This is a genomic window from Salipiger sp. PrR003 (assembly GCF_010500785.1).
GTDB classification, from domain to species: Bacteria; Pseudomonadota; Alphaproteobacteria; order Rhodobacterales; family Rhodobacteraceae; genus Salipiger; species Salipiger pacificus_A.
Genome location: NZ_JAAGOV010000010.1, coordinates 60982 through 75456 on the forward strand (window position 1 = coordinate 60982; position 14475 = coordinate 75456).

The following is a 14475-nucleotide window of genomic DNA, read 5'->3' on the forward strand; positions in this document are numbered from 1 at the left end:
GGCCGAAGGCGTCCACCGAGCTAAGCTGGGAGCAGAAAGCCATTGAAGTAAATAGAAATTTCATCCTCTGCGTCGAGTGGGAGAACCTGCGCGACATACTGGTCCGGACGCAGGACAATCAGCGCCCCGCGCGACCTGTCGATGCCGCGAAGGTCGAAGATATCGGGGCCGTTGGGCGCCGGGCAGAAGGCTTTTTCAAAGTCGGTCAGCCCATGTCTGCCCTTCTTCGGCAGCAGCGCGGGGGGCAGTGCCTCGAGTCGCATCGCGCGGTGCGGGGTCTGGAAGACCGCACGCAGGTCGATGACGCTGTCTGGATCCGCGCCCTTCGGCGTGAACCGCGCGATCACCGGCACCAACGCGTCGCAGAGCCGAGCGATGGCGCCGCCCGGCTGGCCGCTGTCGCCTTGGGGCGCGAAGGCCAGCACCCGCCAGCGTCCGTCGGCCTTGAACGCATGGCCGAGCTGCATCGGCTTCGCATCCGCCAGCCGTACCACCGGCGCTGAATGGAAGCGCTCGCCGACCACTTGCCCTGCCGCCAGTGCCTGGTGCTCGGTGCCGCCGGTGATCAGCGAGGCATCGTAGCGCGTTTCGACCCCGGCGGTGTAGCGCCCGTGCTGCTTGAAATAGCGTTGGAACTGAGCGGCCTCGGCATCGTCCTTCGGCTTGGCGCTGAACAGCCGCGCCATGTCGCGGTCGAAGTCGATCAGCTCCTTGGCCTTGGCGCGGCGCTCTTCGGAGTAGGTGTCGAGCAGGGCAGGGGCGGCGCGTCCGCGCAGCACGGCAGCGAGCTTCCAGCCGAGGTTGAACGTATCGGCCATGCTGACGTTCATGCCTTGCCCGGCCTTGGGGCTGTGGGTGTGGCAGGCGTCCCCGGCGATGAAGACGCGCGGGCTGCGGGTGCCGCGCGCGTCCTCGGGTACGTCGTCGAAGGCATCGCAGACGCGCTGGCCGATCTCGTAGGCGGACCACCAGGCGACTTCCTTTACCTCGAGCGTGTAAGGAGACAGAATCGCCTGCGCCTTGGCGATCAGCAGCGCGGCGCTCACATCGCGGTCGGCGGCGCGTTCGTCGCCGCGCAGGTCGCCCAATTCGATGTAGAGGCGCACCATGTAGCCGCCTTCGCGCGGGATGATCAGCACGCTGCCCTGACCCTCGGACTGGATCGCCGCCTTGAGCCGGATGTCAGGGAAATCCGTCACCGGCAGTACATCCATCACGCCCCAGAGCTGGCGCGCCGACTCGCCCTTGAGCGCATGGCCCATCGCGCCGCGCACGGTGCTGCGCGCGCCGTCACAGCCGACGACGTAACGGGCGCGGATGGTCTCGGTGCCCTTGCCGTCGCGCCGGTTGAACGTGGCCTGCATCGGGTGGTCGGCATCGTCGCTCTTGGACAGCGCCACCAACTCGCGGTTGTAGTCCGGTGTCAGGCGGCGTGGAGAATTGCGCATGATCTCCAGATAGAAATCATGCACGCGGGCCTGATTGAGGATCACATGCGGCATCTCGGACAGATCATCCGCGACATCCTGGATGCGGTCGGCGCGGTGCAGGGTGCCGTCCGTGTCCGGGCGCCAGAAGGCGACCTCGTTGACCCAGTAGCCCTCTTTCATGACCTTTTCGGCAAAGCCAAAGGCCTCGAACATCTCCACCGAACGGCAGGCGATGCCATCGGCCTGTCCAACCTCGAGCGGGCCGGGCTTGCGCTCGGCGATGCGCACCGTGATTTCCGGGAAGGCCGAGAGCTGGGCGGCCAGCGTGAGCCCGGCCGGGCCGCAGCCGACAATCAGCACATCGACGTCCTGCGCCTTGTGATCTGCGCCGGGCAGGGCAGGGGCGACGGCGGGATCCCCGCTGCGAAATCCGTTCAGGTGAAACTGCATGGTCCAATCCTCCCCATTTAGTAAGTGTACATATTATAATCCTGTGGTCGGGCGTCGAGTCAATATGGTAAGTTCACGTATCATCTATCGGAGCCTACCCCATGACGTCACGGGACGATCTTAACAGGATGCCCGGCCACCTGATCCGCAGGCTGAACCAGCGCTCGACCGCGGTTTTCTCGGAGCGGTTGAAATCGGCACCTGTGGAGCTGACCTCGGTGCAATATGCCGCGCTCGACGTGCTGGCGCGCGAGCCGGGGATCGACCAGGCCCGGCTTGCAGCGCTCATCGCCTATGACCGGGCGACGATCGGCGAGGTGGTGAAGCGGCTCGAGAGAAAGGAGCTGGTGGCGCGGCAGGTGAACGAGGAGGATCGGCGCGCCCGCAGCCTGCGCCTGACCGCAGCGGGCGAGATCGCCCTCGCGCAGGTCGCCCCGATGGTCGCGGCGCTGCAGGCAGAGATACTTGGCAATCTCGATGAGGACGAAAGAACGCAGTTCATGGAGCTCCTGCGCAAGGCGGTGGAAGCCTGAAGGGTTTTTTCCGCCCCGGGGGGTGACTTCGTGAGCGGGCTAAATACATTCACTGTGTAGAATGTGATCGGACGGTCCGACCTGCTTGACCGCAAGGAGACAAAGATGACCCCAAGCCCCGTCGTTAAGTCGTTCTGGGACGAGCCCACCGGCAGCTGGCAATACGTTTTCCATGACCCGCGGACCCTGAAGGGCGCCATCGTCGACCCGGTGCTGGACTTTGACCCGCTGGCCGCTGCGACGCGGACCCATAACGCCGATGCGATCATTGCCTACGTGCGCGAGGCCGGGATCGAGATCACCCACATCCTCGACACGCACCCCCACGCCGACCATTTCTCGGCCGCGCCCTACATTAAGTCAAAGATCGGTGGCACCACCGCCATTGGCGAACACGTGACCAAGGTGCAGAAGCTCTGGCAGGACATCTACAACCTGCCCGACCTGCCGACCGACTGTGCGCAATGGGACGTGCTCTATGCCGACGGCGACGCGTTCTTGGTCGGCGACATCCCGGTGCAGGTGATCTTCAGCCCTGGCCACACGCTGGCCTCGATCACCTATGTGGCGGGCGACGCGGCCTTCGTGCATGACACCTTCATGATGCCCGACAGCGGCACCTCGCGGGCGGACTTCCCGGGAGGCAGCTCGGCGGACCTCTACGAGAGCCTGATGAGGATCCTCTCCCTGCCGGACGAGACGCGGCTCTACGTCGGCCACGACTACGCCCCCGACGGCCGCGAGGCGCAATGCTGCGCCACGGTGGCCGAGCACAAGGCGCGCAACATCCATCTCAAAGGCGCCCCGACAGAGGCCGAGTACCGCGCGGTGCGCGACGAGCGCGACGCGACATTGCCGCTTCCCAAGCTGATGCTTGCGGCGCTGCAGGTGAACATCCGCGGCGGGCGCCTGCCCGAGGCCGAGGAGAACGGCCGCAGCTACCTCAAGATCCCGCTGAACCACTTCGAGCCGCGGTAAGGACGCCGTGCCGCCCGCCGCGCTGACCGTCTCAGGCGTGCTCGGCCCCGGTAAGGCCCGCGAACTTCCCGTCGTGGTAGAGCAGCGGATCCGAGGGGCTGCCCCAATCGGTGACCGCGACCACCTCGCCGATGAAGATCGTGTGGGTGCCGAAGCTGCTCTTCTGCGCCGGGCGGCAGTCGAAGCTCACCTGTGCGCCACGCAGGGCAGGGGCGCCGGTTTCCAGCGCCGACCACTCGCCCATTTCGAAGCGGGTCTCGCGGTCCCTGGGGGTGGCGAAGCGCATGGCCACGTCTTTCTGGTCGCGCGACAGCACGTTGACGCAGAATGACCGGGCCTCGCTCAGGTGCTCGTGGATCGAGGCCGAGGCGTTGACGCAGATCAGCAGGCTCGGCGGCTCGGCGCTGAGCGAGGTGACGGCGGTGGCGATCAGCCCGTGCCGCGCATTGCCTGCCTCGCAGGTGACCAGCGAAACGCCGGCGGCAAGGCGGCGCATGCCGGATTTGAAATCGTTGGGATCCATTCAGTCATCCTTTCCTTCGGTCACGGCGGGCCGGGAGGAAGCCAGCGCCGGGGCAATCCGGGGGGCACGCCGCGCTGCGGGCCGAGCGGCGGCGGGTCCGGGACTGCTGGTCCATGAATGCAGGGCACCGGCGCCGCCGTCCAGAGCACATCGACCTTCGAAAGGCTGGGCCGGCCCCGGCGTCACGAAAGCGCCCTGTCATTTGCGAGAGGCCGCGGGTGCCGCCGGGTGCCCGGATCTTGGGCACCCGGTGCGTGACATGGCGCCCCGGGGAGCCTCCGCTCCGGGGCGAAGGCCCGTCGCTCTTGCACCCGCTCTCCGGGCGGGGGAAGTCATCGAGCGGCGCCCCGCCCCCGACGCCCGAATGACGACTGAAAGGCAAGATAGATGAAAGACCTCCTCCCCACCGGCGCGCTCGACGCCGAGGCGCTCGACACGCTTTTCCTCGAGGCCCGCAGCCAGAACGCCTGGCAGGACAAGGACATCCCCGAGGAGACCCTCGAACAGCTCTATGATCTGGTAAAGATGGGCCCGACCTCGGCCAACTGTTCCCCCGCGCGCTTCGTCTTCATCCGCAGCCGGGAGGCCAAGGAACTGCTCGCCCCCGCCCTGTCGAGCGGCAACCGCGACAAGACCATGTCGGCCCCGGTCACCGTCATCGTCTGTCAGGACATGGCGTTCTACGACAAGCTCGGAGAACTCTTCCCGCATGTCGATGCGAAGCCCTGGTTCACCGGCTCCGAGGCGATGATCTCCGAGACTGCCTTCCGCAATTCCTCGCTTCAGGGCGGCTACCTGATCATGGCGGCCCGTGCGCTTGGTCTCGACTGTGGTCCGATGTCGGGCTTCGATGCCAATCTGGTCGAGCAGACGTTCCTCGCCGGCACCAGTTGGAAAGTGAACTTCATGGTGAACCTCGGCTACGGTGATCCCTCGCAGGTCTTCGGACGCCTGCCGCGCCTGAAGATGGAAGACGCCTGCAAGCTGCTCTGACGCGTGCCTGCTCCGGCGCGCGCCACCGGAGCCTTTCTCCGTCTCTTTCCCAATATCCCGCGGGTGACTTGGTCGCAGGCCAAGAGAGGCATCGCTTGCTCTCTCCGTCCGGGCCCGGGGACCTCTCCGGGCCAACCCCCTTTCCCCTCCCGCCTCATTCCGCTAAGGACCGGAGCCAAGCGAAACCAAGCCGGGCCGAGAGATGAAATTCACGCTTTCCTGGTTGAAAGACCACCTCGACACCTCCGCCACGGTGGAGGAAATCACCGAGGCACTGACCGATCTGGGGCTGGAAGTCGAAGGGGTCGAGAACCCCGCCGACCGCCTGTCGGCCTTTACCATCGGCAAGGTGCTCAAGGCCGAGAAACACCCCGACGCCGACAAGCTGCGCGTCTGCACGGTCATGACGGACGAGGGTGAGAGCCAGATCATCTGCGGCGCCCCCAACGCGCGCGAGGGGATCACCGTCGTCGTCGCCAAGCCCGGCACCTATGTGCCCGGCATCGACACCACCATTCAGGTCGGCAAGATCCGCGGCATCGAGAGCTTCGGCATGATGTGCTCCGAGCGCGAGATGGAGCTCTCGGAAGAGCATGACGGCATCATCGAGCTGCCCTCGGGCGAGGTCGGCGAGCGCTTCATCGACTGGCTGGCGTCCAACGATCCGGCCAAGGTCGACCCGGTGATCGAGATCGCCATCACCCCGAACCGCCCCGACGCGCTCGGCGTGCATGGCATCGCCCGCGACCTTGCGGCGCGCGGCCTCGGCACGCTGAAGCCGCTGCCCGAGGTCACCGTGCCCGGCAGCTTCGCCTCGCCGATCAGCGTGACCATCGACGAAGACACGCTGGACGACTGCCCGGTGTTCTACGGCCGTGTCATCCGCGGCGTGAAGAACGGCCCCTCGCCTGAGTGGCTGCAGGACCGGCTGAAGGCCATCGGCCTGCGCCCGATCAGCTTCCTCGTCGATGTGACCAACTATTTCACCTTCGACCGCAACCGCCCGCTCCACGTCTTCGACGCCGGCAAGGTAACAGGCGATCTGCGCGTGCACCGCGCCAAGGGCGGCGAGACGCTGGAGGCGCTGGACGAGCGCACCTACACGCTCGAGCCCGGCATGGTGGTGATCTCGGCGGGTGACACCGTGGAAAGCCTTGGCGGCGTGATGGGCGGCGAGCCCACGGGCGTGTCGGACGAGACCGTCGACGTCTTCCTCGAGGCCGCGTATTTCCAGACCGTCCGCACCGCCTACACGGGCCGCGCGCTGAAGATCAACTCCGACGCCCGCTACCGCTTCGAGCGCGGCATCGACCCGGCCTCTGCCGCTCCGGGCATCGAGGCGGCCACCCAGATGATCCTCGAGATCGCCGGTGGCGAGGCTTCGGACGTTGTCGTCGCGGGCGCCACGCCGGACGTCAGCCGCGCGTACAAGCTCGACACCGATCGGGTGATCAGCCTCGTGGGCATGGAGATCCCGGCGGACGAACAGCGCGCCACGCTGACCGCGCTCGGCTTCACCTTCGACGGTGACATGGCAAATGTCCCGAGCTGGCGTCCCGACGTGATGGGCGAGGCCGATCTGGTGGAAGAGGTGGCCCGCGTCGCCTCGCTCACCAAGCTGCAGGGCCAGCCGATGCGCCGTGCCCAGCCGGGCGTGCCGAAGCCGATCCTTTCGCCGCTTCAGAAGCGCGAGCAGGTCGCGCGCCGCACCACGGCGGAGCTCGGCTACAACGAGTGCGTCACCTATAGCTTCGTCGATCAGGCCTCGGCCGAGATTTTCGGCGGCGGCACCGATGCGACCATGCTGGCCAACCCGATCAGCTCTGAGATGAGCCACATGCGCCCCTCGCTGCTGCCGGGGCTGCTGCAGGCTGCGGCGCGCAACCAGGCGCGCGGATTTGCCGACATGGCGCTCTTCGAGTGCGGGCCCGCCTTCGCAGGCGGTGAGCCGGGCGAGCAGGCCACGCAGGTCTCCGGCATTCTCGTCGGCCGCACTGGTCCCAAGGACGTGCACGGTGCCTCGCGCCCGGTGGATGTGTTCGATGCCAAGGCCGACGCCGAGGCGATCCTTGCCGCCCTGGGCGCGCCCGCCAAGATGCAGATCCTGCGCGGCGCCGAAGAGTGGTGGCACCCGGGCCGTCATGGCAAGCTCTGCCTTGGCCCGAAGAAGGTGCTGGGCGTCTTCGGAGAGCTGCACCCCAAGGTGCTGCAGGCGATGGACGTGAAGGGGCCGGTCGTGGCCTTCACCCTCTACCCGCAGGAGATCCCGCTGCCGCGCAACGCAGGCGGTGCGCGTCCGGCGCTGAAGCTGAACGACCTGCAGGCTGTCGAGCGCGACTTCGCCTTCGTGGTGGATGCGGATGTGGCGGCTCTCGACCTGGTGAACGCCGCTGCCGGTGCCGACAAGGCGCTGATCGAGGATGTGCGCGTGTTCGACGAGTTCATCGGCGGCAGCCTCGGGGAGGGCAAGAAGTCGCTCGCCATCACCGTGCGCCTGCAGCCGAGCGACGCGACGCTGAAGGAAAAGGACATCGAGGCGGTTGCGGCCAAGATCGTCGCCAAGGTCGAGAAGGCTACCGGCGGCACGCTGCGCGGCTGAGCCCGGTTCGTATGATGACAAAGGCCCCGGCGGAGCGTTCCGCCGGGGCCTTTTTTCTTAATCAGGGGGCCTTTTTGTGCATCGGAGGAAGGCTGCTCAGCCGAGCAGACGTCGCGCGATCACCTGGGCCTGGATCTCCGCCGCCCCCTCGAAGATGTTGAGGATGCGCGCGTCGCACAGGATGCGGCTGATCGAATATTCCAGCGCGAACCCGTTGCCGCCGTGGATCTGCAGCGCATTGTCGGCATTGGCCCATGCCACGCGCGCGCCGAGCAGCTTGGCCATCCCGGCTTCGAGGTCGCAGCGGATGCCCTCGTCCTTTTCGCGGGCCGAGAAATAGGTGAGCTGGCGGGCGATCATGATCTCGACGGCCATCATCGCCAGCTTGCCCGATACGCGCGGGAAGGCGATCAGCGATTTGCCGAACTGCTTGCGCTCCTGCGCGTAGCGCATCCCGACGTCGAGCGCCGATTGCGCGACGCCGATGGCGCGGGCGGCGGTCTGGATGCGGGCGCTCTCGAAGGTCTCCATGAGCTGCTTGAAGCCCTTGCCCTCCTCCCCGCCGAGCAGGTTCTCGCCCTTCACCTTGAAGCCGTCGAAGCCAAGCTCGAACTCCTTCATGCCGCGATAGCCGAGCACCTCGATCTCGCCGCCCGTCATGCCGGTGGTGGGGAAGGGGGTCTCGTCGTCGCCGGGGGTCTTCTCGGCGAGGAACATCGACAGGCCCTTGTAGTCGGAGCTGCCGGGATCGGTGCGCGCGAGCAGGGTCATCACATGGGCGCGGGCGGCATGGGTGATCCAGGTCTTGTTGCCGGTGACCATGTAGTCGCCCTGTTCATCCTTCACCGCCCGAGTGCGCAGAGAGCCGAGGTCGGAGCCGGTGTTGGGCTCGGTGAAAACCGCCGTCGGGAGCTTTTCGCCGCTCGCGATCTGCGGCAGCCATTTGGCTTTCTGCTCTTCGGTGCCGCCGGCGAGGATCAGCTCTGCCGCAATCTCCGAGCGGGTGCCGAGGGAGCCGACGCCGATATAGCCGCGCGAAAGCTCCTCGGAGACGACGCACATCGAGGCCTTCGACAGGCCGAAACCGCCGAATTCCTCGGGGATAGTCAAGCCGAAGACGCCCATCTCGGCCAGTTCCTCGATCACCTCCATCGGGATGTAGTCGTCCTTGAGGTGCCACTCATGGGCAACGGGCTCGACCTTCTCGACGGCGTAGCGGCGGAACTGCTCGCGGATCATCTCAAGCTCGTCGTCGAGGCCGGTGCGGCCGACGGTGATCTCGGCGCTGCGCTCCTCCATGAGCGCGACTAGACGGCTGCGGGCGGACTGAGAGTTGCCGCTGGCGGCAAGCGTCCCTGCGGCGCCCTCGTGAAGTGGCGCGGCGGCAGAGGCGGGCAGGCCGAGGTCGGTGAGGCGCACCATTTCGCCCTGGTTCATCTGGATGCCGCCAGCGATCTGGCTCAGGTATTCGCCAAAGGCGATCTGCAAGAGGAGTTGCTCGACTTCGCCGAAGGTGCCTTCGGCCTCCAACCGCTCGGCCCAGCCATGCATCTGGCGCAGCGACTCGGCGTAGGTGGCGAGCCATGCAAGGCCGTGGGCGGCGAACTGGTGGGCCTCGATCAGTGTGCCCGAGACGCGGCCATGCTCCTCGACGCGCGCGCGGACGGCAGCGCGGGCCGCGTCGAAGATCTGCTCGACCGGGGTAATTGCCGCGCCGGTCAGTTCCAGGAGGTTTGCAAGCACGACGCCCTGTTCCGCCGCGCCACCCTGTCCGTCATGAGCCATGAATCATCTCCTCCTGCTGCCGAAGATCGAGATAACGATTTTGCAACCGCAGCGCAACAAAAATACCAATGGAACGATTATATGGTTCTAATATTACCTTGTTGATTGTGGCTGTCTGGGCGTTCCGCGCATGATATGAGCGACTTATGGACGCGCTCTTGACCCTTGTATCGCCGCCGATGCTGGCGCTCGCTTTCGCCGTTGCAGCACTGGCGGGGATGGTCAAGGGCATGGTCGGTTTCGCCATGCCGATGATCATGATCTCGGGCCTGGGCTCGGTGGTCTCACCCGAGCTTGCGCTCGCCGGGCTGATCTTGCCGACACTGGCCACCAACGCCTTTCAGGCCTTCGGCGAGGGACCGGGCGCCGCCTGGGAGACGGTCAAGCGCTTCAAGGTCTTCCTCATCGTCGCCTTCGTCATGCTGGCGCTCTCGGCGCAGCTGGTGCGGGTGCTGCCGGTGCAGGTGCTGCTGGCGATGATCGGCGGGCCGGTCTTTGTCTTTTGCCTGATGCAGCTGGCGGGCTGGCGGCCGAACCTGCCGAACGGGCCGACCCCGAGGATCGAGGCGGCGGTGGGCGGCGTGGCCGGGTTCATCGGCGGCATGTCCGGCGTCTGGGGGCCGCCTTTCGTGGCGTACCTCACGGCGATCGGCACGGAAAAGCGCGATCAGATCCGGGTGCAGGGCGTCGCCTACGGGCTGGGGGCGATCTCGCTCACCGCCGCGCATTGGGTGTCGGGCGTGTTCAACGCCCAGACGGCGCCCTTCTCGGCGGCGATGCTGGTCCCGGCCATGGGCGGCATGTGGCTGGGTCGGCGCATCCACGACCGCATCGACCAGGCGATGTTCCGCAAGCTGACGTTGATCGTTCTGCTGGTGGCGGCGCTGAACCTGCTGCGGCGGGCGTTCTTCGGCTGAGATCCTTGCTGGAGGGGCTCCTGCCCCCGTCCGCCTCTGGCGGGCTCGACACGGTATGTTGCTGTCTAAAGCAAAGCGCGCGGGTCAATCGAACTGCAGCTCGGGGTAGCCGGTGCGTGGATCGATCATGCGCCGGAAGTGCACCGGGGCGAGGCCGATCACCACCTCGACGGTGGTGCGCACCAGAGAGCCCTCGAGCAGGTGACCGCCAAGCATCGCGCCGCTGGAATCCGACACGGCGATGTGCAGGTGCGGGCCATGCTCCGAGAAGGTGCCAGAGAGCGAGACGATTTCCAGCGTGACCTCCAGCGCCAGCGGCGAGTCGAGGCCGGCCGGGCGCAGGCTGACCTTCGACAGGCTGCCGACGCAGGCGACGATGAATCCCGCATGCTCGCGCTCGGCGGCAAAGGCCTGCTCCAGAGCTTGCCGCAGATCAGCGCCCGGCAAAAGGCGCAGGGCGAGAAAGCGCGTGGCAGCGCCGGGCCAGGTGGATTTCAGTGCGGCGTCCAGCTTGGGGTCCATGACGTTCAGGATGCCACAGCGCGGGCCACTCCCCCAAGCGCTTTGCGTCCCCTTTGCGGCAAGGGGCGGCGTTTCAGGGGTGACGCGGCGGCGCGCCGGCTGCTAGGAAACGGCACCTTCAGCGCCAGGAGCCTGCCGTGTTCGATTTCTCGCATCCTTTCTTCCGGCCGCTCTGGCTGCGCGTGGCGATCACCCTCGTCTGCCTCGGCTGGGGGCTGTTGGAGACGCAGATCGGATCGCCCGGCTGGGCGGTGGTCTTTCTTGGGCTGGGGGCGATCTGTGGCTACAAGCTGCTGCTGACCTACCAGCCACCGAGCGGCGGGGAATGACAATAGCAGGCCACCCTCCGCCGGCGGCAGCGGGCGTCGCGAGGGAAGCGGATTTTCCCGCTGTTCCCCTGTTGACCCTGCCAACAGAACCTTCTAATTAGCGCAGCACCACAGGGGTATAGCTCAGCTGGTAGAGCGACGGTCTCCAAAACCGTAGGTCGCGGGTTCGAACCCTGCTGCCCCTGCCAAGCATCTTTCGACGGATGCGCCTTTCCCGACATTATAATTCGATGCCGCCTTGGCCCTTGGCCCTGTTGCGGCTGCATTCTTCCGTGGCGAAATTGTCCAGTTTCCGCTGGGTCAACCTCATGCGCGGAAAAGTTGTTTCGTGGAACGGGCGAATGCGCCTAGGCTTCGCAGTAGCGTGATCTCGGTCCCTTTTTCTGCATGACATTTGATTGGAGCGCTCCCATGACCAAATTCTCCCTAGCCTTTTTGCCTGGCGTCGCCGCAACGCTGCTTGCGACCCCGCTCTTTGCACAAGCATCGTCCGACGCGGCGGAACTGCAAAAGCAGCTCTCGAATCCAGTCGCGTCGCTGATTTCGGTGCCGTTCCAGTTCAACTTCGATGACAATATCGGCCCGAAGGGCAAGGGCGAACGCTGGACGATGAACATCCAGCCCGTCATCCCCTTCGATCTCGGAGGCGGCTGGAATCTGATCTCGCGGACCATCGTGCCCGTCGTGTCGCAATATAACCTTCCCTCGCAGGGCCAGGACGACTGGGGGCTTGGCGATACCACGCAGAGTTTCTTCTTCTCGCCGGCCGCGAGCGCGGGCGGGCTGATCTGGGGCGTCGGCCCTGCCTTCTTGTTCCCGACCGCGACCGAGGACACCCTCGGGCTCGATACCTTTGCCGCGGGGGTGACGGGCGTGGTTCTCAAGCAGAACGGGCCCTGGACGCTGGGGGTGCTGGCCAATCACCTCTGGGACTGGGACGGGCCTGTGGAAATCGACTCGACCTTCACCCAGCCGTTCCTCGCCTATGCCTACGACAACGGTTGGACCGCGACGCTGCAGGCAGAATGGACGCATGATTGGGTCAACGACACCGACTCCGCGCCGATCGGCCTGCTTGCGTCCAAGCTCGGCAGTATCGGCGGCCAGCCGGTGAGCTGGCAGGGCGGGGTGCGCTACTACGCGGATTCCGCTCCGAACGGGCCGGAAGGCTGGGGCGCGCGCTTCGGCGTGACGCTTCTCTTCCCGAAGTGATGCGGCGCGCCCTCACGCGATCAGGCGTCGACAGGGCACTGCAGCCGGACCTGGGCGGCATGAGGCCGCCCAAGCGTCGGAAGAAGAACAGTATTTTTGGGTCGAGCGGGAACCAGTGGCGGCATCTGCGTGTTCTGGCCGGTGGAGCGTCACACGGACGATACATCGATTCGCCATAAGGCGGGCGAACAGTGAAGGAACATGCCCGGATGCCGACATTTTCCGATGGCCGGAGCGCCCGCACCTCTTATCGCAGCCTGTTCATCTCCGACTTGCACCTGGGCGCGCGCGCCTGCCGGACCGGCCCCATCCTTGACTTCCTGCGCGGCGTCGAGGCGGAGACCATCTACCTCGTCGGCGACATCTTCGATCTCTGGCACGGCGGGCGGTTGCACTGGGCGGCGGCGCATGACGCGATCATGGCCGAGCTTCGCGCGCGGGCGAAGGCGGGCACGCGGGTGGTCTACCTGCCCGGCAACCACGATGCGAGGATGCGCGATCCGGGTGCGGCAATCGAGGGATGGGAGCTGCGCGAGGCGGTGATTCACACGGCGGCTGACGGGCGGCGCTACCTCGTGCTGCACGGAGACCAATGCGATCCCCGCATCCTGCGTTGGCATTTGATGACCCGGCTCGGCAGCCGCGCCGACGCGCTGCTGCGCCAGTTCGACGGCCACCTGCGCCGCCGAGCGGGGCTGACCGAATGGGAACAGAGCTTCGTCGACCGGATGCTCTCGGCGGCCAACACCCTGCTGGCCATGGGCGACCGCTTCGAGCGCAAGCTGACCAGGCTGGCCGGGGCGGCCGGGGCAGTGGGGGTGATCTGCGGTCATTCGCACAAGCCCGGCCTGCGACGTCACAACGGTGTGGTCTACGGCAATTGCGGCGACTGGGTCGATAGCCTGACCGCGCTGGCCGAGGATTTCGACGGCAAGATGCGCCTGCTCAGCTACGAGCGCGCGCCCGTGCCCGCGGCGATGCCACGCCCGGCGCGTCCTGCCGAAGGCAAGGCCGAGGCGGGCGCCTTGGCCGAGGGGGCGATGTGATGGTGCTGGGGCTTCTCGCGCTGCTGCTGGTGCCGCTGGCGATCCATCTTGCCAGCGCGGCGCTGGCCGGTTGGCGCTATGTCACCCCGGGCCCGCAGCCGACACGCAGGGGGAAACCCTTCCTGTCGCTGATCCGCCCGGTGTGCGGGCGCGACGCCTTCGACGAGGAGACCTTGCGCTCGTCCTTCCAACAGGCCTATCCGGCCTATGAGGTGATCTTTTGCGCCGCCCGCGAAACGGACCCGGCGGTGCCGCTGCTGCGTCGGCTGATCGCCGAGCATCCGCATGTGCCCGCGCAGCTGCTGATCGGCGAGACGCGGCTCACCGGCAATCCCAAGCTCAACAACCTTTTCAAGGGCATAGCCGCTGTACAGAGCGACGGGTTGGTGATGACCGACAGCAACCTGCTGCTGGACCGCGACTACCTGACCCGCTTGGTGGCCACTTGGCGCGAGGACACCGGCCTCGTCTCGGCGCCGCCCGTGGGCAGCCGCCCGGGCAACTTCTGGGGGGCGGTGGAATGCGCCTTCCTGAACAGCTCGCAGGGACGCTGGCAGTTGGCGGCGGACAGCCTGGGTCTCGGCTTTGCACAGGGCAAGACGCTTTTCTGGAAGCGCGCGGTGCTCGAGTCCGGTGGCGGGCTCGAGGCGCTGGGGCGCAACCTCGCCGAGGATGTGGCCTCCACCAAGCTGGTGCGCGCGCAGGGGCTGAAGGTGCGGCTGGCGCGACGGCTCTTCGCGCAGCCCATCGGCAAGCGGCAGGCCCGCGCGGTCTGGGACCGGCAGCTGCGCTGGTCGCGGGTGCGGCGTGACGGCTTCCCCGGGCTCTTCATGGGGGAAATCGTGCAGGGCCCGCTGCTGTCGCTGGTCGGCCTCGCAGGGCTCGTCTCCGTCGGCGTCGCGAGCTTCTGGACGCTGCCGCTGCTCCTGGCGCTGTGGTATGCTGTGGAATGGGCGCTCTGCCGCGTGGCGGGCTGGCCCGCCGCGCCGCGGGATATCGCCGCCATGCTGGTCCGCGACCTCTTGCTCCCGGCGATCTGGGTGGCCACATGGGTGGGGCGCGGCATCTCTTGGCGCGGAACGGACATGGCCCCAGACATGGTCCCAGGCATGGCGTCTGGCAACGCTGCGAAATCGACTGCGGGGGCCGCGGAGTAAA

At 66.7% G+C, this 14475-nt stretch carries 13 protein-coding genes and 1 tRNA gene; 10 read left to right on the forward strand and 4 right to left on the reverse strand.

Annotated features, from left to right (window positions below; translation table 11 throughout):
- Positions 1-20: 20 nt before the first annotated feature.
- The gene (locus G0D83_RS00375; protein ID WP_164188605.1) at positions 21-1880 is read right to left on the reverse strand and encodes an FAD-dependent monooxygenase; all 1860 of its coding nucleotides are present in this window, start codon (positions 1878-1880) and stop codon (positions 21-23) included.
- Positions 1881-1981: 101 nt separating this feature from the next.
- Between G0D83_RS00375 and G0D83_RS00380 the strand changes: the two genes are divergently transcribed.
- Together G0D83_RS00380 and G0D83_RS00385 are read left to right on the forward strand one after the other, a co-directional pair.
- Positions 1982-2413 carry a MarR family winged helix-turn-helix transcriptional regulator gene (locus G0D83_RS00380; RefSeq protein WP_235940126.1) on the forward strand — a complete coding sequence of 144 codons (432 nt, stop codon included), beginning with the start codon at positions 1982-1984 and terminating at the stop codon, positions 2411-2413.
- 105 nt (positions 2414-2518) lie between these two features.
- A complete protein-coding gene (locus G0D83_RS00385) occupies positions 2519-3391 on the forward strand; it encodes an MBL fold metallo-hydrolase (protein WP_164188607.1) in 873 nt (290 codons plus the stop codon).
- Positions 3392-3422: 31 nt separating this feature from the next.
- On the opposite strand, the gene G0D83_RS00390 is transcribed toward G0D83_RS00385, so the two are convergent.
- Entirely contained in the window at positions 3423-3914 is a 492-nt protein-coding gene (locus G0D83_RS00390; RefSeq protein WP_164188609.1) for a flavin reductase family protein, read from the reverse strand.
- 387 nt (positions 3915-4301) lie between these two features.
- On the opposite strand from G0D83_RS00390, the gene G0D83_RS00395 reads away from it, so the two are divergent.
- A complete protein-coding gene (locus G0D83_RS00395) occupies positions 4302-4907 on the forward strand; it encodes a malonic semialdehyde reductase (protein WP_164188611.1) in 606 nt (201 codons plus the stop codon).
- Positions 4908-5109: 202 nt separating this feature from the next.
- Positions 5110-7506 (forward strand): phenylalanine--tRNA ligase subunit beta, encoded by a 2397-nt coding sequence (pheT, locus tag G0D83_RS00400; RefSeq protein ID WP_164188613.1) that lies wholly within the window; start codon positions 5110-5112, stop codon positions 7504-7506.
- A gap of 96 nt (positions 7507-7602) precedes the next feature.
- Here the strand turns inward: pheT and G0D83_RS00405 are convergent, their stop codons facing one another.
- On the reverse strand, positions 7603-9291 hold the full coding sequence (locus G0D83_RS00405) for an acyl-CoA dehydrogenase family protein (protein WP_164188615.1): 1689 nt from the start codon (positions 9289-9291) through the stop codon (positions 7603-7605).
- A gap of 146 nt (positions 9292-9437) precedes the next feature.
- On the opposite strand from G0D83_RS00405, the gene G0D83_RS00410 reads away from it, so the two are divergent.
- Positions 9438-10208 (forward strand): sulfite exporter TauE/SafE family protein, encoded by a 771-nt coding sequence (locus G0D83_RS00410; RefSeq protein ID WP_108964632.1) that lies wholly within the window; start codon positions 9438-9440, stop codon positions 10206-10208.
- Positions 10209-10292: 84 nt separating this feature from the next.
- On the opposite strand, the gene G0D83_RS00415 is transcribed toward G0D83_RS00410, so the two are convergent.
- On the reverse strand, positions 10293-10730 hold the full coding sequence (locus G0D83_RS00415; RefSeq protein WP_108964633.1) for a PPC domain-containing DNA-binding protein: 438 nt from the start codon (positions 10728-10730) through the stop codon (positions 10293-10295).
- A 137-nt stretch (positions 10731-10867) separates the two neighbouring features.
- On the opposite strand from G0D83_RS00415, the gene G0D83_RS00420 reads away from it, so the two are divergent.
- The 5 genes from G0D83_RS00420 (at position 10868) to G0D83_RS00440 (ending at position 14474) form a co-directional block, all read left to right on the forward strand.
- Positions 10868-11059 carry a DUF3329 domain-containing protein gene (locus G0D83_RS00420; RefSeq protein WP_164188617.1) on the forward strand — a complete coding sequence of 64 codons (192 nt, stop codon included), beginning with the start codon at positions 10868-10870 and terminating at the stop codon, positions 11057-11059.
- Positions 11060-11171: 112 nt separating this feature from the next.
- A tRNA-Trp gene (locus tag G0D83_RS00425) sits at positions 11172-11247 on the forward strand.
- A 223-nt stretch (positions 11248-11470) separates the two neighbouring features.
- Complete coding sequence (locus tag G0D83_RS00430; RefSeq protein WP_108964635.1) at positions 11471-12271, forward strand: hypothetical protein; 801 nt, start codon at positions 11471-11473, stop codon at positions 12269-12271.
- Between the two features lie 209 nt (positions 12272-12480).
- Positions 12481-13317: a UDP-2,3-diacylglucosamine diphosphatase gene (locus G0D83_RS00435; protein WP_164188619.1), complete on the forward strand. Its 837-nt coding sequence runs from the start codon at positions 12481-12483 to the stop codon at positions 13315-13317.
- A complete protein-coding gene (locus G0D83_RS00440) occupies positions 13317-14474 on the forward strand; it encodes a ceramide glucosyltransferase (protein WP_164188621.1) in 1158 nt (385 codons plus the stop codon). The genes G0D83_RS00435 and G0D83_RS00440 overlap by 1 nt, the downstream gene beginning before the upstream one ends.
- The last annotated feature ends 1 nt before the right edge of the window (position 14475 follow it).

Coding starts and splice junctions, on each gene's coding strand:
- G0D83_RS00375 (WP_164188605.1), bottom strand. CDS start 1,880: ATGCAGTTTCACCTGAACGGATTTCGCAGCGGGGATCCCGCCGTCGCC.
- G0D83_RS00430 (WP_108964635.1), top strand. CDS start 11,471: ATGACCAAATTCTCCCTAGCCTTTTTGCCTGGCGTCGCCGCAACGCTG.
- G0D83_RS00390 (WP_164188609.1), bottom strand. CDS start 3,914: ATGGATCCCAACGATTTCAAATCCGGCATGCGCCGCCTTGCCGCCGGC.
- G0D83_RS00385 (WP_164188607.1), top strand. CDS start 2,519: ATGACCCCAAGCCCCGTCGTTAAGTCGTTCTGGGACGAGCCCACCGGC.
- G0D83_RS00395 (WP_164188611.1), top strand. CDS start 4,302: ATGAAAGACCTCCTCCCCACCGGCGCGCTCGACGCCGAGGCGCTCGAC.
- G0D83_RS00415 (WP_108964633.1), bottom strand. CDS start 10,730: ATGGACCCCAAGCTGGACGCCGCACTGAAATCCACCTGGCCCGGCGCT.
- G0D83_RS00405 (WP_164188615.1), bottom strand. CDS start 9,291: ATGGCTCATGACGGACAGGGTGGCGCGGCGGAACAGGGCGTCGTGCTT.
- G0D83_RS00380 (WP_235940126.1), top strand. CDS start 1,982: ATGACGTCACGGGACGATCTTAACAGGATGCCCGGCCACCTGATCCGC.
- G0D83_RS00435 (WP_164188619.1), top strand. CDS start 12,481: ATGCCGACATTTTCCGATGGCCGGAGCGCCCGCACCTCTTATCGCAGC.
- G0D83_RS00410 (WP_108964632.1), top strand. CDS start 9,438: ATGGACGCGCTCTTGACCCTTGTATCGCCGCCGATGCTGGCGCTCGCT.
- G0D83_RS00440 (WP_164188621.1), top strand. CDS start 13,317: ATGGTGCTGGGGCTTCTCGCGCTGCTGCTGGTGCCGCTGGCGATCCAT.
- pheT (WP_164188613.1), top strand. CDS start 5,110: ATGAAATTCACGCTTTCCTGGTTGAAAGACCACCTCGACACCTCCGCC.